Here is a 25719-nt window from a genome sequence, read left to right on the forward strand (position 1 = left end):
CGCCCCGGCCGTCCGCCCCTCGCGGGGTCACTGGGCGCCGGGGCGCACCAGTCCGCTCTCGTACGCGTACACCGCGGCCTGCACGCGGTCGCGCAGCCCCAGCTTCGTCAGCACATGACCCACATGCGTCTTGACCGTGGTCTCGCTGACGAACAGATCGGCGGCGATCTCCGCGTTCGACAGGCCGCGTGCGACCAGCTTCAGGACCTCCACCTCACGGTCCGTGAGCGTGTGCAGCGTGTCCGGCACCGGCTCCTCGCCGGACGGCAGATGGTCCGCGTACTTGTCGAGCAGCCTGCGCGTGATGCTCGGGGCGAGCATCGCCTCGCCGCCCGCGACCACCCGGATCGCCTGCACCAGCTCATTGGCCGGCGCGTCCTTCAGCAGGAAGCCGCTCGCGCCGGCGCGCAGCGCCTCCACCACGTACTCGTCCAGATCGAACGTCGTCAGCACCAGCACCTTCGCCGGACCGTCGCGGCCGGGACCGGTGATCTGGCGCGTCGCCTCGACACCGTCCATCCGCGGCATCCGGATGTCCATCAGCACCACATCGGGCTGCAGCGCCCGCACCTGGTCGAGCGCCTGGAGACCGTCACCGGCCTCGCCCACCACCGCGAGATCGCCCTCCGCTTCCAGAATCATCCGGAAGCCGGTACGCAGCAGTGGTTGGTCGTCGACCAGCAGGACGCGGATTGCCACGAGATCTCCTCAATGTCCTTCAAGGGCCGCAGGCCGGCCGGCCTCAGCCCGGACCGGGTCCATTCTGCCCTGGTCATCCTGCGGTGATTCCGCCGGGCGCACCGGCAGCGGATACACCGGGGGAGTCCCGCCGAATTCGGGACAGAGCGCCTGATGGTCGCACCAGCCGCACAGCTTCGTCGGCCGCGGCCGCCACTCACCGGTCTCCGTGGCCAGCGAGATCGCGTCCCAGAGGGCCAGCAGCTTGCGCTCCACCCGCTCCAGGTCCGCCACCACCGGGTCGTACGTCATCACATCGCCGCTGCCGAGGTAGACCAGCTGGAGCCGGCGCGGCACCACACCCTTGAGCCGCCAGATCACCAGCGCGTAGAACTTCATCTGGAACAGCGCGCCCTCCGCGTACTCCGGACGCGGCGCCTTCCCCGTCTTGTAGTCGACGATCCGGACCTCACCCGTCGGCGCCACGTCGATCCGGTCGATCACCCCGCGCAGCCGCAGCCCCGACTCCAGCTCGGTCTCGACGAACATCTCCCGCTCGGCCGGCTCCAGGCGCGTCGGATCCTCCAGCGAGAACCAGCGCTCCACCAGCCGCTCCGCCTCCGACAGCCACCGCGCGAGCCGCTCGCCCTCCGGATCCTCGGCGAACAGCTCCGACAGCTCCGGCTTCGACTCCAGCAGCCGGTCCCACTGCGCCGGGATCAGCGACGTGGCCCGGCCCGGCGTGCGATCCGCCGCAGGATTGTCGAAGAGCCGCTCCAGAACCGCATGCACCAACGTGCCCCGGGTAGCTGCCTCACTGGGCTTCTGCGGCAGCTTGTCGATGACCCGGAAGCGGTACAGCAGGGGGCACTGCATGAAATCGCTCGCCCGCGACGGCGAAAGGGACGAGGGCGGCTGAGGCGGCCGCGGTACTGAAGTCATGACGAAGACCCTACGACCCGCCACTGACACCAATCGGCATACCATCGACCACAGACCCTCGAACACTGCATGATCGTGCCGAAACGGCACCGACCGAAGGGACCTCGTGGACGAGAGCGGCGACAGCGGGCGGCCGCAGCCCGGCGCAGGGGGTAAGGGCCCCGGCGACGGCCCCGACAAGGGCGCACCGGGACGCAAGGAAGAGCCGGGAGGCGGCATCCTCATGGGCCGCCCCTTCGGTGTGCCGGTCTACGTGGCACCCAGCTGGTTCGTCGTGGCAGCCCTGATCACCTGGGTCTTCGGCGGCCAGCTCGACCGCGTGCTGCCCGACCTCGGCGCGGCACGCTATCTGGTCGCCCTCTTCTTCGCGATCGCGTTCTACGCCTCCGTGCTCGTCCACGAGCTGGCGCACACGGTCGTCGCCCTGCGCTACAAGCTCCCGGTCCGCCGCATCCAGCTCCAGTTCTTCGGCGGCGTCTCCGAGATCGAGAAGGAATCGGAGACCCCCGGCCGCGAATTCGTCCTCGCCTTCGTCGGCCCGCTGCTCTCCCTCGTCCTCGCCGGGGTCTTCTACGTCCCGATGAAGTTCGTCGAAGCGGGCACCGTGCCCGGCGTGCTGCTCGGCGGACTGATGATCTCCAACCTCATCGTTGCCGCGTTCAACCTCCTTCCCGGCCTCCCGCTCGACGGCGGCCGGATGCTCCGCGCCGTCGTGTGGAAGATCACCGGCCGCCCGATGAGCGGCACCGTCGCCGCCGCCTGGGTCGGCCGCGCCCTCGCCGTCATCACCCTCATCGGCCTGCCCCTCCTCACCCACACCGGGTCCCTCGGGAGCAGCAACCGCGAGATCAGCGGCATGGACACCGTCACCGACGCCCTGCTCGCCGCGATCCTCGCCGCCATCATCTGGACCGGTGCGGGCAACAGCCTGCGCATGGCCCGGCTCCGTGAGCACCTCCCCGACCTGCAGGCCCGCACCCTCACCCGGCGCGCCGTCCCGGTCGAGCCCGGCACCCCGCTCTCCGAGGCCCTGCGCCGGGCCAACGAGGCGGGCGCCCGCGCCCTCGTCGTCGTCGACGCGAGCGGCGAACCCCAGGCACTCGTCCGGGAAGCCGCGATCGTCGCCGTCCCCGAACACCGCCGCCCCTGGGTCGCCGTCAGCGGCCTGGCCCAGGACCTCACGGACGGCATGAAGGTCTCCGCCGAACTCGCGGGCGAAGCCCTCCTGGACCGCCTCAAGGCCAGCCCCGCCACCGAGTACCTCGTCGTGGAGGACACCGGTGAGATCTACGGAGTGCTGTCCACCGCCGACGTCGAGCGCGCGTTCGTCGCCGCCATGGCCCGCCCCGCCGCCTGAGGCTGCCGGGTGACCCGGGCCGGGCGGTCGGAGCCCCCCGAAACACCGGTACGCTGGTCACATGTCTGAACCGACCGGTGCCGCCCGCCGACGTGGGCCCTTCAAGGTCGGGGACCAGGTCCAGCTCACCGATCCCAAGGGACGCCACTACACCTTCACGCTCGAAGCCGGAAAGAACTTCCACACCCACAAGGGTTCTTTCTCGCACGACGAGCTGATCGGTGCTCCCGAGGGCAGTGTTGTCCGTACCACGGGGAACGTCGTCTACCTGGCGCTGCGCCCCCTGCTCCCCGACTACGTCCTGTCCATGCCCCGCGGCGCCGCCGTGGTCTACCCCAAGGACGCGGGTCAGATCCTGGCCTTCGGCGACATCTTCCCCGGCGCCCGCGTCGTGGAAGCCGGCGTCGGATCCGGCGCACTCTCCACCTTCCTGCTCCGTGCCATCGGTGAGCAGGGCATGCTGCACTCCTACGAGCGCCGCGAGGACTTCGCCGAGATCGCCCAGCAGAACGTCGAGCGCTACTTCGGCAGCCCGCACCCCGCATGGCAGCTCACCGTCGGCGACCTCCAGGACAACCTCACGGAAACCGACGTGGACCGCGTCGTCCTGGACATGCTCGCGCCCTGGGAATGCCTGGACGTCGTCTCCAAGGCCCTCGTCCCCGGCGGCATCCTCTGCGCTTATGTCGCGACCACCACCCAGCTCTCGCGGACGGTCGAGTCCATCCGCGAGATCGGCTGCTTCGCCGAACCGCAGCCCTGGGAGTCGATGATCCGCAACTGGCACGTCGAGGGTCTCGCCGTCCGCCCGGACCACCGCATGATCGGCCACACCGGATTCCTCGTCACCGCCCGCCGGCTGGCCGACGGAGTCCAGCCCCCGCCGCGCCGCCGCCGTCCCTCCAAGGGCGCCTACGGCGAGGACTACACCGGCCCGGGCAGCCAGAGCGGCTCCGCCCGCGACTGAACCAGGGGCGCGGGCTTCCCTGCCGCCCCGGCAGACCGGCGCCGCCGCCGAGTTCCCGGACCGACCCGGGAACTCGGCGGCGGCGCCTTTGCGTTGCCCGGCAGGGGGCAGGGGGCAGGGGGCAGGGGGCAGGGGGCAGGGGGCAGGGGGCAGGGGGCAGGGGGCAGCGGGCAGCGGGCAGCGAACGCAGAGCAGGATCCGTATCGACCCCACCGTTCCACTGTCGTGTGAGGTGTGGCACGATGCTGGCCACCCCCACCCCGCCGTCGACGTCCCGCCGACGGCACCGCCTTTCCGGGCATTCGGCACCACAGGAACCACAGGAGACATCCCGCGTGCAGACCTCCGCGCTCCCGGACCTCGCGCACACCGACACCTCGCCGATGCACTGGCTCGCCACCGCCGCAGCCATGGCCGCCGTCGTCGCGGCAGCCGGTCTGCTCCAGCCCGATGCGAGCGCCTCGGCCTCCACCCCGCACCGCACCGCGGCGCAGCACGGCACACCCTCCGCGGCCGCGCCGGACACGGCCCGGGCGGACTTCCCTCTGGAATGCGGCGGGCAGGGTCACACCGTGGCCAAGGAGGCCCCCGGCGACCTGGACGGCGACGGCCGGCCGGAGACGGTCGCGGTGGTCCACTGCGCGGCCGGATTCGGCACCCCTCCCAGCGGCGTCTACGTCCTCACACAGGGAAGCGGGGCCACACCACGGATCGTCGCGACCCTGGTGGACCCCGTCCAGAAGATGAGCGTCGGAGACTTCGCGGTGCGTGACCGCGTCGTCTCCGCCACGCTCCTCGGCTACTCCTCGCCCGAGGTGCCCTCCTGCTGCCCCGACGAGCAGGAGAAGGTCACCTGGCAGTGGCAGAACGGCGCCTTCGTGCGCAGCAGCCAGTCGGAGGACCCCGCCGGCGCCGGAGTCTGACCGTCACCCGGCGTGACCGCCGTCCTGTCCGGGACCGCGGTCAGCCGGCCTCGGGACCGAAGACCTCGACCCTGTCCGAAACGCGCCGTACGTGGATGCAGTCGCCCGGGCACTCCTTGGCCGAGTCGACCACGTCCTGAAGGATCGGCAGCGGGACGGGCGTGGTCGCGCCCTTGTCCTGGAGCAGCTCGTCCTGATCGCTCTTCACATACGCGAGACCGTCGATGTCCAGCTCGAACACCTCCGGCGCGTACTGCACGCAGATGCCGTCGCCCGTGCAGAGGTCCTGGTCGATCCAGACCTCCAGGTCCTGCGTCTCGCTACCGGTGGGAGCGTCCTGCTGCACGGTCATTTCGCCTGCCGTTCCTGCGTATCCGAACCAAAAAAAGCCAGCCCTGACGGGTGTTGAACAGTTCGACGATACAACCGGCCGCTTTCGGAGGTTGAAGGGTGGGTATTCACCTGACACGAGGGAGAGAGCGCAAGGGTGAAGATCGGACACGCCCCACAGTCTTTGTGATCTAGGGGTTTCAATCATCACCCACCCAGGTAGGGTCAGGAAGCGTCCAGCTCCCCTTGGAGGAGGTGAGGACCGTGGCAGCCCACGACGACGACATCAACCGCGGCATCCGGCCCGGGCGGGGGTCCGATGACCCAGCCGGCCAGGTCGCCTATCTTGAGCAGGAAATCGCCGTCCTGCGACGTAAGCTCGCCGACTCTCCGCGTCATACGAGGATTCTCGAAGAGCGGATCGTCGAGTTCCAGACCAACCTCGCAGGCGTGTCCGCACAGAACGAGCGGCTCGCCGGCACACTCCGTGAGGCCCGGGACCAGATCGTGGCCCTCAAGGAAGAGGTCGACCGGCTCGCACAGCCGCCGGCCGGCTTCGGTGTGTTCCTGCAGGCGAATGAGGACGGTACCTGCGACATCTTCACCGGGGGCCGCAAGCTCCGGGTGAACGTCAGTCCCAGCATTGAGTTGGCGGACCTCCGGCGCGGCCAGGAGGTCATGCTCAACGAAGCGCTCAACGTGGTCGACGCCATGGAATTCGAGCGGGCCGGGGACATCGTCACCCTCAAGGAGATCCTTGAGGACGGCGAACGCGCCCTGGTGGTCGGGCACACCGACGAGGAACGGGTGGTGCGGCTCGCCGAGCCGTTGCTGGACATCACCATCCGCCCCGGCGACGCCCTGCTGCTCGAACCCAGGTCCGGCTACGTCTACGAAGTCGTCCCCAAGAGCGAGGTCGAAGAGCTCGTCCTCGAAGAAGTCCCGGACATCGACTACAACAAGATCGGTGGACTGGGCGACCAGATCGAGCTGATCCGGGACGCGGTCGAGCTCCCCTACCTCCACCCGGACCTCTTCAAGGAGCACGAACTGCGGCCACCGAAGGGCATCCTGCTCTACGGTCCGCCCGGTTGCGGCAAGACACTCATCGCCAAGGCCGTGGCCAACTCCCTTGCCAAGAAGGTCGCCGAAGTCACCGGCCAGCCGGCCGGGAAGAGCTACTTCCTCAACATCAAGGGTCCGGAGCTCCTCAACAAGTACGTCGGCGAGACCGAGCGCCACATCCGCCTGGTCTTCCAGCGTGCCCGTGAGAAGGCGAGTGAGGGCACCCCCGTCATCGTCTTCTTCGACGAGATGGAGTCCCTCTTCCGCACCCGGGGATCCGGCGTCAGCTCGGACGTGGAGAACACCATCGTCCCCCAGCTGCTCGCCGAGATCGACGGCGTCGAGGGCCTGGAGAACGTCATCGTCATCGGCGCCTCCAACCGCGAGGACATGATCGACCCCGCGATCCTGCGACCCGGCCGCCTCGACGTGAAGATCAAGATCGAGCGTCCCGACGCAGAGGCCGCGAAGGACATCTTCGCGAAGTACCTCACGCCCTCGCTGCCCCTGCACGCGGACGATCTGGCCGAGCACACGGGCTCCAAGGAGGCCGCGGCCCACGCCATGATCCAGTCGGTCGTCGAGCGGATGTACACCGAGTCCGAGGAGAACCGCTTCCTCGAGGTCACGTACGCCAACGGCGACAAGGAAGTCCTGTACTTCAAGGACTTCAACTCCGGCGCGATGATCCAGAACATCGTCGACCGGGCCAAGAAGATGGCCATCAAGGCATTCCTCGAGCAGGGCCAGAAGGGCCTGCGCGTCTCCCACCTCCTCCAGGCATGCGTGGACGAGTTCAAGGAGAACGAGGACCTGCCGAACACCACCAACCCGGACGACTGGGCCAGGATCTCCGGCAAGAAGGGTGAGCGGATCGTCTTCATCCGCACACTCGTCACCGGAAAGCAGGGCGCGGACACCGGTCGCTCCATCGACACGGTGGCGAATACCGGGCAGTACCTCTAGAACGGGACCGGCTGCGGATGCCCGGCCGGGCATCCGCAGCCGGTTGCTTTCCGGACAGCTGCCACGACACCGCAGTAATGACGTAATTGATCTCCCCACCGGCACAGAGGCGCTCTAGGCTCTGGCATACCGCCCGGTCGCGCAGTGCGGGACGGGCGAACCGCGCACGCACCGGAAAAGCAGCGGTACTTGAGCGCCGCCCCCGGAAGGGGACGCCGCCGGGCAAGGAGGGCCGCATGACCGTACGGCGAGTAATGGGCATCGAGACCGAGTACGGGATCTCCGTGCCCGGCCACCCCAACGCCAATGCCATGCTCACCTCGTCCCAGATCGTCAACGCCTACGCGGCGGCGATGCACCGGGCGCGCCGCGCCCGCTGGGACTTCGAGGAGGAGAACCCGCTGCGCGACGCGCGAGGCTTCGACCTCGCCCGCGAGACCGCCGACTCCAGCCAGCTCACCGACGAGGACATCGGCCTGGCCAACGTCATCCTCACCAACGGGGCACGGCTCTACGTCGACCACGCACACCCCGAGTACAGCTCGCCGGAAATCACCAACCCCCGGGACGCGGTCCTGTGGGACAAGGCCGGCGAACGCATCATGGCCGAGGCCGCCGAGCGCGCGGCCCAGCTCCCGGGTGCCCAGCCGATCCACCTCTACAAGAACAACACCGACAACAAGGGCGCCTCGTACGGCACGCACGAGAACTACCTGATGAAGCGCGAGACGCCGTTCTCCGACATCGTGCGCCATCTGACGCCGTTCTTCGTCTCGCGCCAGGTCGTCACCGGCGCCGGACGGGTCGGAATCGGCCAGGACGGCCACGAGCACGGGTTCCAGATCAGCCAGCGCGCCGACTACTTCGAGGTCGAGGTCGGCCTGGAGACCACCCTCAAGCGCCCGATCATCAACACGCGCGACGAGCCCCACTCCGACGCCGAGAAGTACCGCCGGCTCCATGTGATCATCGGAGACGCGAACCTCTCGGAGATCTCCACCTACCTCAAGCTGGGCACCACCTCGCTGGTCCTCTCCATGATCGAGGACGGCTTCATCAATGTCGACCTGGCCATCGACCAGCCCGTACGCACCCTGCACCAGGTCTCCCACGACCCGGAGCTCCAGCAGCTGATCACTCTGCGCAGCGGCCGGACACTCACCGCCGTCCAGCTCCAGATGGAGTACTTCGAGCTGGGCCGCAAGTACGTCGAGGAGCGGTACGGGTCGGACGCCGACGAGCAGACCAAGGACATCCTGATCCGCTGGGAGGACACGCTCAACCGGCTGGAGAACGATCCGATGAGCCTGTCCCGGGAGCTGGACTGGATCGCCAAGCGGGAGCTCATGGAGGGCTACCGCCGCCGGGACAACCTGGACTGGGACGCGGCCCGCCTGCACCTGGTGGACCTGCAGTACGCCGACGTACGGGCCGAGAAGGGCCTCTACAACCGTCTGGTGGCCCGCGGCAGGATGAAGCGCCTGCTGGACGAGAACGAGGTCGAGAAGGCCCGTACAGCACCCCCGGAGGACACCAGGGCGTATTTCCGCGGTCGCTGTCTGGAGCAGTACGCGGACGACGTGGCCGCGGCCTCCTGGGACTCGGTCATCTTCGACCTGCCGGGCCACGACTCCCTTCAGCGGGTTCCCACCATGGAGCCGCTGCGGGGCACCCGCGACCACGTCAAGGCCCTCCTGGACCGCTGCCGTACGGCGGAAGAGCTGGTCCGGGTGCTGCAGGGCGGCTGAAAGTGGCGCCGACTGGGAATCATTCCGATGACCTCCGGACGTTGAGACAAGTACCGGGCCAATGTCGGACCTCGTAGGTAGGGTCTGATCAAGTGCTTCGAACCGAGCGGGGTGAGCTATATGGCGACCAAGGACACCGGCGGCGGACAGCAGAAGGCGACGCGCTCCACCGAGGAGGTCGAGGAGCAGGCGCAGGACGCGCAGGGCTCCGAGGACCTCAAGGAGCGACAGGAGAAGCTGAGCGACGACGTGGACGACGTCCTCGACGAGATCGATGACGTCCTCGAGGCCAACGCCGAGGACTTCGTTCGTTCGTTCGTCCAAAAGGGCGGCGAGTAACCGGCGCGGCGACGGCATGCGGTGCGGGCGGACGCCCGCACCGCACGGCCGCGGGCACGGATCGCGAGATCGGTCCGAATGCCTCCGCCGCACATGTGGATCACCGTCGTCGGACGGGTAGGGTCCGTGGCATACGGTGCTTCAACTGCAATTCGGCCGTAGGCAAGTTGGGAGATGATCCTGACACCTTGCGCAGGGCCATCGCTTACCTGGAGGGAAACGCGTGGAAGCCAACACTCGTAGCACCGGGCGTCTACCAGCTGCCTTCCTGACGCCCGGGTCCTCTTCCTTCATGGACTTCCTGTCCGATCAGTCGCCCGGGATGCTCCCGGGCAACCGGCAGCTGCCGCCCATGAAGGGGGCCATCGAGGCCCCGCACGGCACCACGATCGTCGCGGCGTCGTTCCCCGGCGGTGTGGTCCTGGCCGGTGACCGGCGGGCGACCATGGGCAACATGATCGCGCAGCGCGACATCGAGAAGGTCTTCCCGGCCGACGAGTACTCGGCGGTGGGTATCGCCGGTACGGCCGGTCTGGCCGTGGAGATGGTCAAGCTCTTCCAACTGGAGCTGGAGCACTTCGAGAAGGTCGAGGGGGCCCAGCTCTCCCTGGAGGGCAAGGCGAACCGGCTCTCCACGATGATCCGGAGCAATCTGGCGATGGCCATGCAGGGCCTCGCCGTGGTGCCCCTCTTCGCCGGCTACGACGTCGACCGCGAGCGCGGCCGGATCTTCAGCTACGACGTCACCGGCGGCCGTTCCGAGGAACACGGGTACGCGTCCACCGGCTCCGGCTCGATCTTCGCCCGTGGCTCGATGAAGAAGCTCTACCGCGAGGATCTGACGGAGGAGCAGACGCTCACGCTGGTCGTGCAGGCGCTGTACGACGCCGCGGACGACGATTCGGCGACCGGCGGCCCGGACGTGGCCCGTCGTATCTATCCGATCCTCACCGTCATCACCGAAGAGGGCTTCAGGAAGCTGACCGAGGCGGAATCCGCGGAGATTGCCCGCTCGATTCTGGAACGCCGGCTGGAACAGCCCGACGGTCCGCGCGCCGCGCTGCTCTGACCGCCCGTTTCGAGCCCTCTTCGATGTTCCTGCCACTGACAGAAAGGGACGGATAGCCGGTGTCGACGCCGTTCTATGTCTCACCTCAGCAGGCCATGGCCGACCGGGCGGAATACGCCCGGAAGGGCATCGCCCGTGGTCGCAGCCTGGTTGTGCTGCAGTACGCCGACGGCATTGTGTTCGTCGGCGAGAACCCGTCCCGTGCGCTGCACAAGTTCAGCGAGATCTATGACCGGATCGGTTTCGCCGCCGCCGGCAAGTACAACGAGTACGAGAATCTCCGCATCGGCGGAGTGCGCTACGCCGATCTGCGCGGATACACCTATGACCGCGACGATGTGACGGCGCGTGGACTGGCGAACGTCTACGCTCAGACGCTCGGCACCATCTTCTCCAGTGCGGCCGAGAAGCCGTACGAGGTGGAGCTGGTGGTCGCCGAGGTCGGCGCAGGACCCGAGGGCGACCAGATCTACCGGCTGCCGCACGACGGCTCGATCGTGGACGAGCACGGCTCGGTCGCGGTCGGCGGCAACGCGGAGCAGATCAGCACCTTCCTGGACCAGCGCCACCGTGACGGGATGTCACTCGCCGAGGCGCTGAAACTGGCGGTGCAGGCGCTGTCCCGCGATCCCAACGGCAGCGAGCGGGAGATCCCCGCGGAACGGCTGGAGGTCGCGGTCCTGGACCGCACACGGCCGCAGCAGCGCAAGTTCAAGCGGATCGTCGGCCGGCAGCTGGCCCGGCTGCTGGAGGCCGACGGCGCCGGTGCGACGCCGACGGACGCTCCTTCGGACACGGAGGACGGCGAGGGCGCGGACACCTCCGCGACCACGAAGGACAGCGGTGGTTCCGGCGGGAAGAAGGCCGTCCCCGATTCCTCCGATGCCGGTGGTTCCGCCGATTCCGGCGGCGACGTCGAGTAGCCGGTTCAGCTCGTGCGTGTGCCCCGGTCCGCCTTCTCGGCGGGCCGGGGCACAGTCATGAGGCGAGGCGGCCGGGCGGGGGCGCGCACGAGCCGCGGACGACCAGTTGCACCGGCAGGCTGCCGGGCTCGGCCTGCCTGCCTTCGAGCACGGCCAGCAGGGCGTTCATGCCGCGCTCGCCGACCTGCTCGGCGGGCAGCCGCACGGTGGTGAGCTCCGGCTCGACGGCGGTGGCCAGGGCCAGGTCGTCGAAGCCGGTGACCGAGAGGTCGTCCGGTACGCGCAGCCCGAGCCGGCGGGCGGCCTTGCAGGCGCCGGCGGCCAGGATGTCGTCGTCGCAGACGATGGCGGTGGGGCGGGGCCCGTCGACGGCGGCCAGCGCGCGTTCCGCCGCCTCACGGCCGGCCCGTACGTTTAGCGCGGCCGGCACGGTCCGGACGTCGGTGCCGGGGACGGCGCGCAGGGCCTCGTGGAGGGCGCGGGCGCGGACCGCGAACGTCCAGGAGTCGACGGCCGACGCGAGGTGGACGAAACGGCGGTGGCCCAGGACGAGCAGATGATCCGCCACCTGCCGCATCCCGTCGGCGATGTCGAGGTTGACCCTGGCGGCGGGCCCCGGTGCCGCGGGGTCGCTGTCGAGCATGACCAGGGGGAGCCCGGCTCCGTGCAGAGCGCCGAGCGCCTCGGCGGCCATGGAGGACGCGATCACCCCGTCCAGGGCGGCGCGTGCCGAGGCGAAGGGGTCCCGGGCCGGGCCCGTGCCGTCGGGTGAGGGGTAGAGGACGACACCGAAGCCGTGCTCCGCGGCGACCGCGGCGGCGCCGGTGTAGACCCGGGCGAAGAACTCGTTGGTCAGCGCGGGGACGACGAGCAGAGCGGTCCTGGTGCGGCCGAGGCGCAGGTTGCGGGCGGCGAGGTTGGGCCGGTAGCCGAGATCGCGGGCGGTGTCGCGCACCCGGCCGGCGGTGCTCTCGGAGACCCGGCCGCGCCATTTGTCGCCGAGGACCAGGGAGACGGTGGCCTGGGAGACGCCTGCGGCCCGTGCGACGTCGCGGCTGGTGGGCCGGGCCGGTCCGGGTGGTGCGGGGCTGGTCACGCTGGCCTCCGGGCCGGTCGGGGCAGGCGCGACGGTGTGGACCTGCGGACTGGGCTCATGGTACGTATGAACCCGGAAGTTATACGTAAAACCTCGAGCGGCCGGAAGGGCGCTCCAAGGAGAGGGCGGGACATGGCCGCGGGATATCTGGACATCCTCCGGGCGCGGCATGCCGCCCGGCTGCTGACGGGCACCCTGGTGGGCCGCCTGCCGAACGGCACCGCCCCCATCGCGATCGTGCTGTTCACCCGCGCCGAGGGGGGCAGCTACGGCCTCGCCGGTGCGCTCGCCGCGGTCTACGGCCTGGGCACGGCGGTCGGGCAGCCGCTGCTGGGCCGCGCCGTGGACCTGTACGGCCAGCCGCGCGTCCAGCTGCCCGCCGCCGCCCTCTCGGCCCTCGGCATGGTCCTGCTCGCCGTGGCGGGCTTCGGGTCGCTGCCCCTCGCCTACGGGGCCGTGGCCGTCGCCGGAGTGTTCACACCTCCCCTGGAAGGGGGCCTGCGGGCCCTGTGGCCGAGCGTCCTCGGCAGCGAGGACCGGGTACACCGGGCGTACGCCATGGACGCGGTCGCGCAGGAGGTCATGTTCACGGTGGGGCCGCTGCTGGTGACCGTGCTGGTCTCCCTCTGGTCGCCGGCCGCCGCACTGCTCGTCATCAACGCGATCGGGGTCCTGGGGGCCCTCTCCGTCGTCCTGTCCGAGCCCTCCAGGACCTGGCGCTCCGCCCCGCGCGAGGCGCACTGGCTGGGTGCGCTGCGTTCGCGTGGGCTGCTGGCCCTGCTCGGCTCGTTCTTCTTCGTCGGGATGGCGCTGGGCTCCATCACCGTGGCCGGTGTGGCGTACGCCGACGACCACGGCCGGGAGTCCGTCTACGGCTGGCTGATGGCCGCCCTGGGCCTGGGCGCGCTGATCGGGGGAGTGGTGTACGGGGCACGGCAGTGGTCGGGGCCGCCCGAGCGCAGGCTCCGGGTGATCGTGGCGCTGCTGGCCCTGGGCTATCTGCCGCTGATGCTGACGCCGGGTGTGGTGGCGATGACCGTGCTGGCCGCTGTCGCCGGGGTGTTCCTGGCCCCGGCCATCGCCTGCTCGTTCATCGTCGTCGACCGGCACGCCCCGCGGGGAACGGTGACGGAAGCCTTCTCCTGGCTGGTGACGACGTTCGGTGTGGGCGCTGCGGCGGGGACGGCCGTGGCGGGCCCGGCCGTGGAACTGGGCGGGACGGCCTGGAGTTTCGCCGTGGCGGGGGCCGGTGGCGTGGCCGCGCTGCTCGTTCTGCTGTGCACGGGAAGGGTCCTCGCGGTCCCCGGGCACAGCGCTGTCGCGGCGCGAGGTCCGGAAGGCGGCCGGAACGGCGTCGTCGAACCCGGACTGAGCCGGGGCCCCCAGGCCTGACGCGAGGTCCCGGGTGGTCCGGGCCGCCGGGGAAGGGCGCCGCGACATCGCCGTCCGCGGGGGCCGGTGGAGTGGTGGCGCCGCTCGCTTCACGGGCCACCGGAAAGGTCCTCGCAGCTCCCGGGCGTAGTGCTGTCGTGGTGCGAGGATCGGAAAATGATCGAAACGGTGCCGTCGAACCCGGTTTCAGCTCGGTCCATCAGGCGTAATGTTCAGTCATGGACCGCCGCATTTTCGGGCTGGAGAACGAGTACGGCGTCACGTGCACGTTCAGGGGACAGCGCCGACTGTCTCCTGATGAAGTGGCGCGCTACCTCTTCCGCCGTGTTGTGTCATGGGGCCGCAGCAGCAATGTCTTTCTGCGGAACGGCGCCCGCCTCTACCTCGACGTGGGATCGCATCCGGAATATGCAACCCCCGAATGCGACAACCTGACCGAGCTGGTCACCCACGACAAGGCCGGCGAGCGCATTCTCGAAGGCCTGCTTGTCGACGCCGAACGCCGCCTGCACGAGGAGGGAATCGCAGGCGACGTCTATCTCTTCAAGAACAACACCGACTCGGCGGGAAACTCCTACGGATGTCATGAGAACTACCTCGTGGCCCGGCACGGAGAATTCTCCCGGCTCGCGGACATCCTCATTCCCTTCCTCGTCACGAGGCAGCTGATCTGCGGCGCCGGCAAGGTGCTGCAGACCCCGCGGGGCGCCGTCTACTGCGTCAGCCAGCGTGCCGAGCACATCTGGGAGGGCGTCAGCTCCGCGACGACGCGTTCCCGTCCGATCATCAACACCCGCGACGAACCGCACGCGGACGCGGAGCGCTACCGCCGTCTTCACGTCATCGTCGGTGACTCCAACATGTCCGAGACGACGATGCTCCTCAAGGTCGGCGCCACCGACCTGGTGCTCCGCATGATCGAGGCGGGCACGGTGATGCGGGATCTGACGCTGGAGAACCCGATCCGGGCGATCCGCGAGGTCAGCCACGACATCACGGGGCAGCGCAAGGTGCGCCTCGCCAGCGGCCGCGAGGCGTCCGCCATAGAGGTGCAGCGCGAGTACTACGAGAAGGCCGTGGACTTCGTGGACCGCCGCGGAATCCGCACGGGCAACGTGGAGAAGGTCCTCGAACTGTGGGGCCGTACGCTCGACGCGATCGAGGCCGAGGACCTCGACCGGATCGGCACCGAGATCGACTGGGTCATGAAGTACAAGCTCATCGAGCGCTACCGGGCCAAGCACAACATGACCATGTCGAATCCGCGGGTCGCCCAGATAGACCTCGCCTACCACGACATCCACCGCCGTCGTGGCCTGTACTACTTGCTGGAACGCAAGGGCCAGGCCGCCCGCATCTGCAACGACCTGAAGATCTTCGAGGGCAAGTCGGTGCCTCCGCAGACGACCAGGGCGCGGCTGCGGGGCGACTTCATCCGGCGGGCCCAGGAGCAGCGGCGGGACTTCACCGTCGACTGGGTCCATCTCAAGCTCAACGACCAGGCGCAGCGTACGGTGTTGTGCAAGGACCCGTTCCGATCCGTCGACGACCGAGTGGAGAAGCTCATCGCGGGTATGTGAGCCGCCGCAGGACGCGCCTCGGCTCTCGAGCGACTCGGGCCCCGTACGTTCCTCGTACGGGGCCCTGCGCACGCCCTAGAGTGTCGGGGGCCCCCTGGGCTGTGTCCCAACAAATGTGTCGTCTGAGATCTGAGGAACCAGTGCGCCGAATTGCCGGCCTTCTCGTCGTCCCCCTGCTGCTGGTGTCAGCGGCCTGTGGCAGCGACGACAAGGGCTCCGCCTCCGCTTCCACCTCCGCTTCCGCGTCCGCCCCCACGAAGGGCGCATTCCCCGCCATCACCGCGGGCGCGAAGTTCGGTGAGAAGCCCACCCTGGCCAAGGGCACGGGAACGCCGCCCAAAGAGCTGAAGACCAAGGTCATCAGTGAGGGGGACGGTGCGACGCTCAAGAACGGCGACGCGATCCAGGTCAACTACCTGGGGCAGGCCTGGGACTCCGACAAGCCGTTCGACAACAGCTTCGACCGCAAGCAGCCGTTCGACCTCACGCTCGGCGCCGGCATGGTCATCCAGGGCTGGGACAAGGGTCTGGTCGGTCAGAAGGTCGGCAGCAGGGTCGAACTCGTCATCCCGCCGGACCTCGGGTACGGCGCGCAGGGCCAGGGCGACATCAAGCCGAACGCCACCCTCGTCTTCGTCGTGGACGTCCTGAAGGCCAAGCAGATCCCGGCGTCGGCCAAGGGCACCCCGGTCGCCCAGGACAACGTCGACCTGCCGAAGGTGGGCACGAACACCAACGGCAAGGCGCCGACCCTCACCATCCCCAGCAAGGTCACCCCGCCCAAGAAGCTGGTCTCCAACTACGTGCTGGAGTCCAAGGGCGAGGTCGTCAAGGAGACCGACACGGTCGTCGTGAACTACGTGGCCAAGCTGTGGAAGGACGGCAAGGAGTTCGACAACACGTACACCACGGGCAAGACCGCCTCCTTCCCGCTCGCCCAGGTCACCCTCAAGGGCCTGAAGAACGGCATGATCGGCAAGAAGATCGGCAGCCGTGTGCTGCTCGTCGTCCCGCCGGACCAGGGCCTCGGTGACAAGGCACAGCAGTCCGTCCCCGCCAACTCCACGCTCGTCTTCGCCGTGGACATCCTGGCAAAGATGTAAGACTGTCCCGGTTGCCCAGTTCATCATTTAGAGGAGCAAGTCAGTGAGCATCGAGAAGCCCGAGATCGACTTCCCGGGTGGCGAGCCGCCGGCCGACCTGGAGATCAAGGACATCTGGGAAGGCGACGGCGCCGAGGCCAAGGCCGGCCAGACCGTCTCCGTCCACTACGTGGGCGTGGCCTTCTCCACCGGCGAGGAGTTCGACGCCTCCTGGAACCGCGGTACGCCGCTCCAGTTCCAGCTCGGTGGCGGCCAGGTCATCAAGGGCTGGGACCAGGGCGTCCAGGGCATGAAGGTCGGCGGCCGTCGCCAGCTGACCATCCCCGCGCACCTCGGCTACGGTGACCGCGGCGCCGGCGGCGGCGCGATCGCCCCGGGCGAGACGCTGATCTTCGTCTGCGACCTGATGGCCGTCTGATCCAGCGCCCCGCGCTCCGAGGGCCCGTGCCGCAAGGCACGGGCCCTCGTGCCGCGGCAGGCAACGTTTGCCGCTCCTTCACGGGCAATCGTTGCCTGCCGCGGCACCAGCTTTTGTCCGGACACCCCGGAGCGGTACGGTCGAGGGTCGTAGAGCAAAACAGAAAGGGCGTCGATGGCGATTGCCAAGGCCGAGCGGCTGATGAACCTGGCACTGTGTCTGCTCGGGACCCGGCGCCCGCTCAGCAAGCGCGAACTGCGCGGTTCCATCGAGGCCTACCTCGAGGCGGGATCCGACGACGCCTTCAACCGGATGTTCGAGCGCGACAAGGATGATCTGCGCGAGCTCGGTCTGGTCATCGAGACCGTGGAGAGCCTGGACGGCGACACCGGCTACCTCGCCCGCCGCGACAGCAACCGGCTGCCCCCCATCACCCTGGACGCCGAAGAGGCCGCCGCGCTCGGGCTGGCCGCCAAGGTCTGGCAGCAGGCCCGCCTCGCCGGCGCCGCCAGCGGAGCCCTGCAGAAGCTGCGGGCCGCGGGCATGCCGGAGGCCGAGGACGCCTACGAGGTGCACAGCGCCCTCGAACCCCGTATCCCCGTCCACGAGGCCGCGTTCGAGCCGCTGATGCTGGCCTGCCGCGATCGCCGCCCGGTGACCTTCGACTACCGCAAGGGCAACGCGGCGCGCCCCGAGCAGCGCCAGGTCGAACCGTGGACGCTGGAGTGCTGGCGCGGTCACTGGTACCTGGCCGGCTGGGACCGGGAGCGGGGTGCGGAGCGCGTGTTCCGGCTCTCCCGGATCTCGGGCAAGGTCCGCTCCCGGGCCGGTGCCTTCACCGCCGAGGTCCCCGACGTGGTCACCGTCCGCGAGACCGTCGAGAGCTGGGCGGGGGAGACGGCGACGCGTACCGCGCTGATCAGGCTGCGCGCCGATTCCGGCTACCCGCTGCGGGCCCGGGCGATATCGGTCCGGGAACTCGGGGACGGGTGGGAGGAGTTGGAGATTCCGTACGGACACGGTCTGGACGCCTGGCTCGTCGAGTTCGGTCCCGACGTCGTCGTACAGGAACCTGCGGATCTGCGGGCCGACGTGGTGGACCGGCTGCGCGCCGTGGCCAAGGACTGAGGGGACCGTATTCATGGCCACGAACGCCATCGACCAGACGCGCCGGATGCTCTCCCTGGTGACGTATCTGCGCGAGCGCCCCGGCGCCCATGTCCAGGACGTCGCCCGGGCCTTCGGCATCACCGAGGACGAACTGATCTCGGACCTCGACGTCCTGCCCATGTGCGGGACGAGCTTCCGCGGCGGTGATCTGCTGGACATCGACACCGACGGCGACCGCATCTGGTGGCACAACCCGGACGACGTCGCGGAGCCCCTGCGGCTCGCGGCAGACGAGGCGACGGCCCTGCTGGTCGCCGCGCGCGCCGTCGCGACGCTGCCAGGGCTGCGCGAGAGCGACCGGCAGGCCCTGCTGCGGGCCACCGCCAAGCTGGAGGCCGCTGCCGGTGAGGTGGGGGCAGCCAGCTCCCGGCTGTCGGTCACCTTCGAGTCCGAGGGCGGTGTCTTCGCCGACGTGGACCGGGCGATCTCCGAGCGCCGGCGGCTCTGGCTGCGCTACTACTCGCCCGCGCGTGACGAACTCACCGAGCGCGAGGTGGACCCGATCAGGCTGTTCGCCGTCGGACACACCTACATGGAGGCCTGGTGCCGGTCCTCCGAGGACCGGCGTACGTTCCGCCTCGACCGGGTCGCCGAGATCCGGCTGCTCGACGAGCCGGCCGCGCCGCCGGAGCTGGAGCTGCGGGACCTGTCGGAAGGGCTGGTCCAGCCCGCCGCGGAGGACCCGGAGGTCGTGGTCGAGGTCGGTCCCGGCGGTCGCTGGGTCGCCGAGTACTACCCGCACGACAGCGCCGAGGAACTGCCCGACGGCGGCCTGCGGATCACCCTGCGCACCCCCGACCCGGCGTCGCTGCGCAGGCTCGCGCTCCGGCTCGGCGGGGAGGGACGCATCGTCTCGCCGCCGGAACTGGCGCGGAGCGCCCGGACCGCGGCCCGGGCGGCGCTCGCCGCGTACGACGGTCTGGCCTGAGGGGAGACCTGAGGAGATATGGGCAACATGTCTGTTGTGTCCGGTGTTTCCGACGTGTCGACGATGGTCGTTCCCGATTCCGTACGGTTCAAGGCCGCCTGCCCGGAGTGTCGCGCGCGGTTCGAACTGGCGGCGGCGGAGTTCCGTCTCGCGATCGGCGCGAGCAGCCGGACCACGTTCTACTCCTTCACCTGCCCCGCGTGCGACGCGCCTGTCCGCCGGCCCGCGGGGGAGCGGATAGTGGAACTCCTCACCGGTGGCGGAGTGCGGACGCTGCGCCTGCACACCGGTGCCTGAGGCATCCGGCACCTTCGGACACTAGACACATCGAGGCACTGCGCATGTTCTGGCCCATGCTCGCCATCGCCCTGGGATTCCTCGGAATCGCCGTCCTGGGCGTGCTGGCCATCAAGGTCTTCATCGAGGCCCAGCGCCTCGGCCACCATGTGACAAGTACCACTGAACGCATCAACCGGGCCGCCGAGGACCTGGAACGCGCAGCCACGAATCTCGCGGCCTCCGGCGAAACCCTGCACTAGCAGGGCCTGTTCGATCGGCGCGGGCGCGGCCTCCTTTTTCACAGTGGCGGGAGGTACGCTGCTGGTGACGGCCCTGGCAGGAGGGGCGGGCCGCTAGCGAAAGTATGCATAGGCATTGCCTCGCGTTTACTCCCGCGGGTTACGATCGCTCCCAGCGAATTGGTCGGACGTGTGTCCGACCCCAGGGCAGCGAGCCCACCTCCAGCCGCCTCAGCGAGAAGGAAGCACATCATGGGCAATCTGAAGCCTCTCGAGATCGTTCTGATCATCGCTGTCATCCTGCTGTTGTTCGGTGCCAAGAAGCTTCCCGACATGGCGCGCTCCCTCGGCAAGTCGGCCCGCATCCTCAAGAGCGAGGCCAAGGCGATGAAGAAGGACGACGAGCCGACGGCTGCCACCACGGAGACGGTCGCCGACCAGGGTGCTCAGCAGCCTGCCCCGGCGCGCACGATTCAGGCGGCTCCCGGCGACGTGACGAGCTCCCGCCCGGTGAGCGAAGCGAAGCCCACCACCCAGAGCTGACAGCTGACGGATTTCTCCGACAGCTGCCGCACGAGACGAGGGAAGTGGGTTGCTCAAGTCTGCCCGCAAGCAGGAGAAGGACGGCGAGGGGCGGATGCCTCTCGCTGATCACCTGCGTGAGTTGCGTAACCGACTGCTGATCGCTGTCGTGGCGGTCATCGTGATCACGGCGGTCACGGCCTTCTTCTACCAGGAGCTGATCGACTTCCTGATCCGGCCCATCCTGAAGTCGGTCGGCTGTACCGACGGCCGGAAGGTCCAGGAGAACGGCAAGCCGTGTGCTGAGATGACGGTGAACGGTCTGGTCGCCCCGTTCTCCATCGCCCTCAAGGTCTCCCTCATGGCGGGCGTGGTGTTCTCCACTCCCGTCTGGCTGTACCAGCTCTGGGCGTTCCTGGCCCCGGGACTGCACAAGAACGAGAAGAAGTACGCACTGAGCTTTGTCGGCGCGGGCGTGCCGCTCTTCCTCGTGGGTGCGGCACTCGCGTACATCCTGATGCCGCAGACCGCGGCGGTGCTGCTCGACTTCACACCGGACAACACGACGAACCTGCTGCCCGTCGACGACTATCTCGACATCGTCACGCGCATGGTGATCGTGTTCGGTCTCGCGTTCGAGCTGCCGCTCCTGCTCGTCCTGCTGAATTTCACCGGCGTCCTCACAGCCAAACGGCTCGGGTCCTGGTGGCGCGCGATGATCATGGGCATCACGGTCTTCGCCGCGGTCGCCACCCCGACGGGTGACCCGCTGACGATGGTGACGCTGGCCGCGCCGATCGTGCTGCTCTACTTCCTCGCGCTCGGTATCTGCATCGCCAACGACCGGCGCAGGCGTCGCAACAACCCCGATGCCGAACTCGACGACGACGAGGCGTCGGAGCTGGATCTCACCCCTGAGGAGATCGGCGACATGGAGAACGTGTCGGCCTCGCTGCCCGCACAGGCTGACGGGGAACAGGACGGCGGACGCTCGAACCGGCTCAACGGTTACGACGACATCACCTGACCTGTAAGGTCCCCCGGGTGACCAGCGAGATCACCCTTTTCGTCAATCCCACCGCAGGACGCGGCCGGGGCGCGCACGCCGCGCAGCCGGCCGCTTCCGCGTTGCGGGACGCCGGATTCTCGGTCCGTACGGTGCTCGGCGAGGACGCCGACGACGCGTTGCGGCGGGCGCGCGAGGCCGTGGCCGGGGGAACGGGCGCCCTGATAGCCGTGGGGGGCGACGGGATGATGTCCCTCGCCCTCCAGGCGGTCGCCGGGACCCTGACCCCACTGGGCGTCGTCGCCGTCGGCACGGGCAACGACTTCGCCCGGGCCCTCGGGCTGCCGATACGTGATCCGGCCGCGGCGGGCCGGCTGGCCGCCGAGGCGCTCAAAGGCGGTGCCGTCCGTGAGATCGACCTCGGCCGGGTCGGCGAGCGCTGGTTCGGGTCCGTGCTCGCCTCCGGCTTCGACTCCCGCGTCAACGACCGCGGCAACCGGATGCGCTGGGTTGGCGGCCGGTTCAAGTACGACCTGGCGATCCTCGCCGAACTCGCCGCCTTCAAGCCCATCACGTACCGCATGAGTCTGGACGGCGGACCCATCCGCGAGATCGAGGCGACGCTCATCGCCGTCGGCAACGGATCGACCTACGGCGGCGGCATGCGGATCTGCGCGGACGCCGTCATGGACGACGGCCTCTTCGACGTGACCGTCGTCGGTGACTGCAGCCGCACCACTCTGCTCAAGGTGTTCCCCAAGGTCTACAAGGGGACGCACCTCGGCCACCCCGCCGTAACCGTGCACCGGGTCTCCTCCATCGCCCTCGAAGCGGTCGGTGTCACCGCGTACGCGGACGGTGAACCGCTCGGCGCGCTGCCGCTGACCGCCACGTGTGTGCCGGGTGCGGCCCGGGTGCTGGGGACCGGTTCTCCCACGGGGATTTAAAGATCGCATCACTGTCCGAGGCGGCGGGTAGGCTCGTGGACAAGATGACAGAGGACCTCTCACCAGCTGAGCGATACCAGGCTTCCCGGATCCGAGCCGCCGAGCAGGCGACCGCGCTCGGACCGTTCCGCGAGATGTACGAGTTCGATCTGGACCCCTATCAGATCGAGGCCTGCAAGGCGCTGGAGGCCGGCAAGGGCGTGCTCGTCGCGGCGCCGACGGGGTCGGGCAAGACGATCGTCGGCGAGTTCGCCGTGCATCTGGCCCTCGCCCAGAGCCGCAAGTGCTTCTACACCACGCCGATCAAGGCCCTTTCCAACCAGAAGTTCGCCGACCTGGTCAAGCGATACGGCGCGGACAAGGTCGGCCTGCTGACCGGGGACAACAGCGTCAACGCCGACGCGCCGGTGGTCGTCATGACCACCGAGGTGCTGAGGAACATGCTGTACGCGGGCTCCCAGGCGCTGAACGGCCTCGGGTACGTGGTCATGGACGAGGTGCACTACCTCTCCGACCGTTTCCGGGGCGCCGTCTGGGAGGAAGTGATCATCCACCTCCCCGAATCCGTCACCCTGGTGTCGCTGTCGGCGACCGTGTCCAACGCCGAGGAGTTCGGCGACTGGCTGGACACCGTCCGCGGCGACACCCAGGTGATCGTCTCCGAGCACCGGCCGGTGCCGCTCTGGCAGCACGTGCTGGCCGGCCGCCGGATGTACGACCTCTTCGAGGAGGAGAGCGACCACGGCGGCCGCGGGTCCGGCCGTCGCGAGGTCAACCCCGACCTGGTCCGGCTCGCCCGCATGGAGAACCAGCGCGGATACAACCCGCGCGAACGCCGTCGCGGGAAGATGGTCCGCGAGGCGGACCGCGAGCGCGAGCGGCGCCAGCGCAGCCGGATCTGGACACCGTCGCGGGCCGAGGTCATCGACCGGCTCGACGCCGAAGGGCTGCTGCCCGCCATCACGTTCATCTTCAGCCGGGCCGGCTGCGAGGCCGCGGTGCAGCAGTGTCTGCACGCCGGACTTCGGCTCAACGACGAGGACAAGCGCAGGCTGGTCCGGGAGATCGTCGAGCAGCGCACCGCGTCCATCCCCACCGAGGACCTGCACGTCCTCGGCTACTACGAGTGGCTCGAAGGGCTGGAGCGGGGCATCGCCGCGCACCACGCCGGGATGCTGCCGACCTTCAAGGAGGTCGTCGAGGAACTCTTCGTGCGGGGGCTCGTCAAGGCGGTCTTCGCGACGGAGACGCTCGCGCTCGGCATCAACATGCCGGCGCGCTCGGTCGTGCTGGAGAAGCTCGTCAAGTGGAACGGCGAACAGCACGCCGACATCACCCCCGGCGAGTACACCCAGCTGACCGGCCGGGCCGGCCGGCGCGGCATCGACGTCGAGGGCCACGCGGTGGTCCTCTGGCAGCGCGGCATGGACCCGGGCGCGCTGGCCGGACTCGCGGGCACGCGTACGTATCCGCTGCGCTCCAGCTTCCGGCCCTCGTACAACATGGCCGTCAATCTGGTGCAGCAGTTCGGGCGGCACCGCTCGCGCGAACTGCTGGAGACCTCCTTCGCGCAGTTCCAGGCGGACCGCTCGGTCGTCGGGATCTCCCGCCAGGTCCAGAAGAACGAGGAGGGCCTGGAGGGGTACAAGGAGGGCATGACCTGCCACCTCGGTGACTTCGAGGAGTACGCGCGGCTGCGCCGCGACCTCAAGGACCGGGAGACGGAGCTCGCCAAGCACGGCGCCTCGCAGCGGCGAGCGGCGGCGGCGGCGTCCTTGGAGAAGCTCAAGCCCGGCGATGTCATCCATGTGCCCACCGGCAAGTTCGCCGGGCTGGCGCTCGTCCTGGATCCCGGGCTGCCTGCCGGGCGGACGAACGGACACGGGCATCGGGGGATGGAGTACCACGACGGGCCGCGGCCCTTGGTGCTGACGGCCGAGCGCCAGGTGAAGCGGCTGGCCTCGATCGACTTCCCGGTGCCGGTGGAGGCGCTGGAGCGGATGCGCGTCCCGAAGTCGTTCAACCCGCGCTCGCCGCAGTCACGTCGCGACCTGGCGTCCGCGCTGCGCACGAAGGCCGGGCACATCGTGCCGGACCGGCACCGCCGGGAGCGGTCCGTCGCCGCCGACGACCGCGAGATCGCGCGCTACCGGGCCGAGTTGCGTGCCCACCCCTGCCACGGGTGCGACGAGCGCGAGGACCACGCGCGATGGGCCGAGCGGTATCACCGGCTGCAGCGGGACACGGAGCAGCTGGAGCGGCGGATCGAGGGGCGGACGAACACGATCGCCCGCACCTTCGACCGGATCGTGGCCCTGCTCACCGAGCTCGACTATCTGCGGGACAGCGAGGTCACCGAGCACGGGCGGCGTCTGGCCCGGTTGTACGGCGAACTGGACCTACTGGCCAGCGAATGCCTGCGGGCCGGCGTGTGGGAGGGCCTCAACCCTGCCGAACTCGCGGCGTGCGTCTCGGCGTTGGTGTACGAGGCGCGGCAGGCCGATGACGCGGTGGCGCCGAAGCTGCCGTCCGGGCCGGCGAAGACCGCGATGGGCGAGATGGTCCGGATCTGGGGGCGTCTCGACGCTCTGGAGGAGGACTTCAAGATCAACCAGGCGGAGGGGGTCGGGCAGCGCGAACCCGATCTCGGATTCGCCTGGGCGGTGTACATGTGGGCGTCCGGCCGGACGTTGGACGAGGTTTTGCGCGAGGCGGAGATGCCGGCGGGGGACTTCGTGCGGTGGTGCAAGCAGGTGATCGACGTGCTGGGACAGGTGGCCGCGGCGGCTCCGCGTGAGGGGAGTTCGGTGGGGCGGAACGCGCGGAAGGCGGTTGATGAGGTGTTGCGGGGAGTGGTGGCTTACAGCTCTGTGGGGTGAGGCGGGGTACGGGTGGCCGGTGCCGGGCGGTTTCCCGGGTGCGGGTGGGGGCGCCTGCGGCGGGCCTTGCCCCTCCCCGCCCCTTCCCGTAACCGGGAGCTCCGCCCCCGGACCCCCGCTCCTCAAACGCCGGAGGGGCTGGGAAGGGCTGGACAGGCCGGACGGCGCAGGGAGGGCCGGATCGGGCCGACGAAGCCGGAGCGGCCGGGTCGGGTCGTCGGGGTGTCGGGAGCCAGGCGTCGGGGCGGGCCGTAGAGGTGCCGGGCCGTAGGGGTGCCGGGCCGTAGGGGTGCCGGGAGCCGGCGGCCGGGTCGGGCCGTCGGGGTGTCGGGAGCCAGGCGTCGGCCGGGGCCGCGGTTCAGCGGGGCCGGCCGACGGTAGTCGGTCCTCCTGTCATGCGGGCCTAGGCACGGCCCCTGGTGCCGCTCCTCATCGACGCGCCCGCGCAGACCAGCCCCAGTAGCACGGTCAGACCGCCGATGATGACGTTGTTGAGCACGACGCCCATGTCCGGGCTGCTGCCCACCACCCAGGGCGAGATGATCATCCAGGCGCCCATGGCGCAGATGGCCCAGCTCAGGCCGTACATCCGCTGCGGCATCGCGGTGAACCCCAGCCCCAGCACGGCGATCGCGATGCCCATGATCAGGTTGTGCGTCACGAGGGGGGCCTGGGAGGCCGTGAAGTGCAGCACCCACGGCGAGACGGCGCAGAACAGACCCACCAGGAACACCGGTCCGTCAACGAGCGCCACGTCGCGGCCACCCATCATCCGGTCATGGCGATCGCGCATCTCGGAGACATCGGGGTGTCCGGCCATGTCATGGCCGGTATGCGAGACGTTTGACATGAG

25 protein-coding genes and 1 pseudogene are annotated in these 25719 nt (G+C 69.4%); 21 read left to right on the forward strand and 5 right to left on the reverse strand.

The features are described from left to right. Positions 1 to 27: 27 nt before the first annotated feature. Complete coding sequence (locus ACIBJG_RS24610; RefSeq protein WP_148016141.1) at positions 28 to 699, reverse strand: response regulator transcription factor; 672 nt, start codon at positions 697 to 699, stop codon at positions 28 to 30. A gap of 9 nt (positions 700 to 708) precedes the next feature. Further along, complete coding sequence (locus ACIBJG_RS24615; RefSeq protein ID WP_399310500.1) at positions 709 to 1554, reverse strand: RecB family exonuclease; 846 nt, start codon at positions 1552 to 1554, stop codon at positions 709 to 711. A gap of 172 nt (positions 1555 to 1726) precedes the next feature. On the opposite strand from ACIBJG_RS24615, the gene ACIBJG_RS24620 reads away from it, so the two are divergent. The 3 genes from ACIBJG_RS24620 (at position 1727) to ACIBJG_RS24630 (ending at position 4867) form a co-directional block, all read left to right on the forward strand. Continuing rightward, the gene (locus tag ACIBJG_RS24620; RefSeq protein WP_399310430.1) at positions 1727 to 2977 is read left to right on the forward strand and encodes a site-2 protease family protein; all 1251 of its coding nucleotides are present in this window, start codon (positions 1727 to 1729) and stop codon (positions 2975 to 2977) included. A gap of 61 nt (positions 2978 to 3038) precedes the next feature. Next, on the forward strand, positions 3039 to 3944 hold the full coding sequence (locus ACIBJG_RS24625) for a tRNA (adenine-N1)-methyltransferase (protein ID WP_399310431.1): 906 nt from the start codon (positions 3039 to 3041) through the stop codon (positions 3942 to 3944). A 335-nt stretch (positions 3945 to 4279) separates the two neighbouring features. Beyond that, complete coding sequence (locus ACIBJG_RS24630; protein ID WP_399310433.1) at positions 4280 to 4867, forward strand: hypothetical protein; 588 nt, start codon at positions 4280 to 4282, stop codon at positions 4865 to 4867. 40 nt (positions 4868 to 4907) lie between these two features. Here the strand turns inward: ACIBJG_RS24630 and ACIBJG_RS24635 are convergent, their stop codons facing one another. Beyond that, entirely contained in the window at positions 4908 to 5219 is a 312-nt protein-coding gene (locus tag ACIBJG_RS24635; RefSeq protein WP_399310434.1) for a ferredoxin, read from the reverse strand. A gap of 242 nt (positions 5220 to 5461) precedes the next feature. Between ACIBJG_RS24635 and arc the strand changes: the two genes are divergently transcribed. The 6 genes and pseudogenes from arc to prcA all read left to right on the forward strand — a co-directional run bounded on the left by arc (position 5462) and on the right by prcA (position 11307). After that, a complete protein-coding gene (gene arc, locus ACIBJG_RS24640; protein ID WP_399310436.1) occupies positions 5462 to 7228 on the forward strand; it encodes a proteasome ATPase in 1767 nt (588 codons plus the stop codon). A 236-nt stretch (positions 7229 to 7464) separates the two neighbouring features. Beyond that, positions 7465 to 8976, forward strand: coding sequence for a depupylase/deamidase Dop (dop, locus tag ACIBJG_RS24645; protein ID WP_399310438.1), 1512 nt, complete (start codon positions 7465 to 7467; stop codon positions 8974 to 8976). Positions 8977 to 9096: 120 nt separating this feature from the next. Further along, the gene (locus ACIBJG_RS24650; protein WP_326735254.1) at positions 9097 to 9315 is read left to right on the forward strand and encodes a ubiquitin-like protein Pup; all 219 of its coding nucleotides are present in this window, start codon (positions 9097 to 9099) and stop codon (positions 9313 to 9315) included. An 80-nt stretch (positions 9316 to 9395) separates the two neighbouring features. Further along, a pseudogene (locus ACIBJG_RS24655) lies at positions 9396 to 9587 on the forward strand (endonuclease domain-containing protein); the annotation flags it as partial. After that, positions 9539 to 10384 carry a proteasome subunit beta gene (gene prcB, locus ACIBJG_RS24660; RefSeq protein ID WP_362556487.1) on the forward strand — a complete coding sequence of 282 codons (846 nt, stop codon included), beginning with the start codon at positions 9539 to 9541 and terminating at the stop codon, positions 10382 to 10384. The pseudogene ACIBJG_RS24655 and the gene prcB, both read left to right, overlap by 49 nt. A gap of 59 nt (positions 10385 to 10443) precedes the next feature. After that, positions 10444 to 11307 (forward strand): proteasome subunit alpha, encoded by an 864-nt coding sequence (gene prcA / locus ACIBJG_RS24665; RefSeq protein ID WP_399310440.1) that lies wholly within the window; start codon positions 10444 to 10446, stop codon positions 11305 to 11307. 55 nt (positions 11308 to 11362) lie between these two features. Here the strand turns inward: prcA and ACIBJG_RS24670 are convergent, their stop codons facing one another. Beyond that, a complete protein-coding gene (locus ACIBJG_RS24670; protein WP_399310441.1) occupies positions 11363 to 12403 on the reverse strand; it encodes a LacI family DNA-binding transcriptional regulator in 1041 nt (346 codons plus the stop codon). Between the two features lie 132 nt (positions 12404 to 12535). On the opposite strand from ACIBJG_RS24670, the gene ACIBJG_RS24675 reads away from it, so the two are divergent. The 12 genes from ACIBJG_RS24675 to ACIBJG_RS24730 all read left to right on the forward strand — a co-directional run bounded on the left by ACIBJG_RS24675 (position 12536) and on the right by ACIBJG_RS24730 (position 24866). Beyond that, entirely contained in the window at positions 12536 to 13795 is a 1260-nt protein-coding gene (locus ACIBJG_RS24675; RefSeq protein WP_399310442.1) for an MFS transporter, read from the forward strand. A 218-nt stretch (positions 13796 to 14013) separates the two neighbouring features. Then, the gene (pafA, locus tag ACIBJG_RS24680) at positions 14014 to 15375 is read left to right on the forward strand and encodes a Pup--protein ligase (RefSeq protein WP_123468669.1); all 1362 of its coding nucleotides are present in this window, start codon (positions 14014 to 14016) and stop codon (positions 15373 to 15375) included. Between the two features lie 140 nt (positions 15376 to 15515). Further along, a complete protein-coding gene (locus tag ACIBJG_RS24685) occupies positions 15516 to 16478 on the forward strand; it encodes an FKBP-type peptidyl-prolyl cis-trans isomerase (RefSeq protein ID WP_399310445.1) in 963 nt (320 codons plus the stop codon). 43 nt (positions 16479 to 16521) lie between these two features. Further along, positions 16522 to 16896, forward strand: a complete 375-nt coding sequence (locus ACIBJG_RS24690) for an FKBP-type peptidyl-prolyl cis-trans isomerase (RefSeq protein ID WP_399310447.1) — start codon at positions 16522 to 16524, stop codon at positions 16894 to 16896. A gap of 174 nt (positions 16897 to 17070) precedes the next feature. Then, on the forward strand, positions 17071 to 18024 hold the full coding sequence (locus tag ACIBJG_RS24695; RefSeq protein WP_399310449.1) for a helix-turn-helix transcriptional regulator: 954 nt from the start codon (positions 17071 to 17073) through the stop codon (positions 18022 to 18024). Between the two features lie 13 nt (positions 18025 to 18037). Then, entirely contained in the window at positions 18038 to 18994 is a 957-nt protein-coding gene (locus tag ACIBJG_RS24700; protein WP_326664073.1) for a WYL domain-containing protein, read from the forward strand. 18 nt (positions 18995 to 19012) lie between these two features. Then, entirely contained in the window at positions 19013 to 19291 is a 279-nt protein-coding gene (locus tag ACIBJG_RS24705) for a hypothetical protein (RefSeq protein WP_399310451.1), read from the forward strand. 44 nt (positions 19292 to 19335) lie between these two features. Further along, the gene (locus ACIBJG_RS24710; RefSeq protein WP_399310453.1) at positions 19336 to 19533 is read left to right on the forward strand and encodes a hypothetical protein; all 198 of its coding nucleotides are present in this window, start codon (positions 19336 to 19338) and stop codon (positions 19531 to 19533) included. Positions 19534 to 19761: 228 nt separating this feature from the next. Beyond that, complete coding sequence (tatA, locus tag ACIBJG_RS24715; protein ID WP_399310502.1) at positions 19762 to 20055, forward strand: Sec-independent protein translocase subunit TatA; 294 nt, start codon at positions 19762 to 19764, stop codon at positions 20053 to 20055. 49 nt (positions 20056 to 20104) lie between these two features. Next, positions 20105 to 21061 (forward strand): twin-arginine translocase subunit TatC, encoded by a 957-nt coding sequence (gene tatC, locus ACIBJG_RS24720; protein ID WP_399310454.1) that lies wholly within the window; start codon positions 20105 to 20107, stop codon positions 21059 to 21061. A gap of 17 nt (positions 21062 to 21078) precedes the next feature. Continuing rightward, on the forward strand, positions 21079 to 21987 hold the full coding sequence (locus ACIBJG_RS24725; protein WP_399310456.1) for a diacylglycerol kinase: 909 nt from the start codon (positions 21079 to 21081) through the stop codon (positions 21985 to 21987). Between the two features lie 44 nt (positions 21988 to 22031). Further along, positions 22032 to 24866 carry a DEAD/DEAH box helicase gene (locus ACIBJG_RS24730; RefSeq protein WP_399310504.1) on the forward strand — a complete coding sequence of 945 codons (2835 nt, stop codon included), beginning with the start codon at positions 22032 to 22034 and terminating at the stop codon, positions 24864 to 24866. A gap of 403 nt (positions 24867 to 25269) precedes the next feature. On the opposite strand, the gene ACIBJG_RS24735 is transcribed toward ACIBJG_RS24730, so the two are convergent. After that, on the reverse strand, positions 25270 to 25716 hold the full coding sequence (locus tag ACIBJG_RS24735) for an SPW repeat protein (protein WP_399310458.1): 447 nt from the start codon (positions 25714 to 25716) through the stop codon (positions 25270 to 25272). Between the last annotated feature and the right edge of the window lie 3 nt (positions 25717 to 25719).

It is taken from the genome of Streptomyces sp. NPDC050422 (assembly GCF_044458665.1).
Lineage (GTDB): Bacteria > Actinomycetota > Actinomycetes > Streptomycetales > Streptomycetaceae > Streptomyces.

Coding starts and splice junctions, on each gene's coding strand:
- ACIBJG_RS24615 (WP_399310500.1), bottom strand. CDS start 1,554: ATGCAGTGCCCCCTGCTGTACCGCTTCCGGGTCATCGACAAGCTGCCG.
- ACIBJG_RS24700 (WP_326664073.1), top strand. CDS start 18,038: ATGGCCACGAACGCCATCGACCAGACGCGCCGGATGCTCTCCCTGGTG.
- ACIBJG_RS24675 (WP_399310442.1), top strand. CDS start 12,536: ATGGCCGCGGGATATCTGGACATCCTCCGGGCGCGGCATGCCGCCCGG.
- ACIBJG_RS24705 (WP_399310451.1), top strand. CDS start 19,013: ATGGGCAACATGTCTGTTGTGTCCGGTGTTTCCGACGTGTCGACGATG.
- ACIBJG_RS24735 (WP_399310458.1), bottom strand. CDS start 25,716: ATGTCAAACGTCTCGCATACCGGCCATGACATGGCCGGACACCCCGAT.
- pafA (WP_123468669.1), top strand. CDS start 14,014: ATGGACCGCCGCATTTTCGGGCTGGAGAACGAGTACGGCGTCACGTGC.
- ACIBJG_RS24650 (WP_326735254.1), top strand. CDS start 9,097: ATGGCGACCAAGGACACCGGCGGCGGACAGCAGAAGGCGACGCGCTCC.
- dop (WP_399310438.1), top strand. CDS start 7,465: ATGACCGTACGGCGAGTAATGGGCATCGAGACCGAGTACGGGATCTCC.
- ACIBJG_RS24625 (WP_399310431.1), top strand. CDS start 3,039: ATGTCTGAACCGACCGGTGCCGCCCGCCGACGTGGGCCCTTCAAGGTC.
- ACIBJG_RS24730 (WP_399310504.1), top strand. CDS start 22,032: ATGACAGAGGACCTCTCACCAGCTGAGCGATACCAGGCTTCCCGGATC.
- ACIBJG_RS24635 (WP_399310434.1), bottom strand. CDS start 5,219: ATGACCGTGCAGCAGGACGCTCCCACCGGTAGCGAGACGCAGGACCTG.
- ACIBJG_RS24695 (WP_399310449.1), top strand. CDS start 17,071: ATGGCGATTGCCAAGGCCGAGCGGCTGATGAACCTGGCACTGTGTCTG.
- ACIBJG_RS24710 (WP_399310453.1), top strand. CDS start 19,336: ATGTTCTGGCCCATGCTCGCCATCGCCCTGGGATTCCTCGGAATCGCC.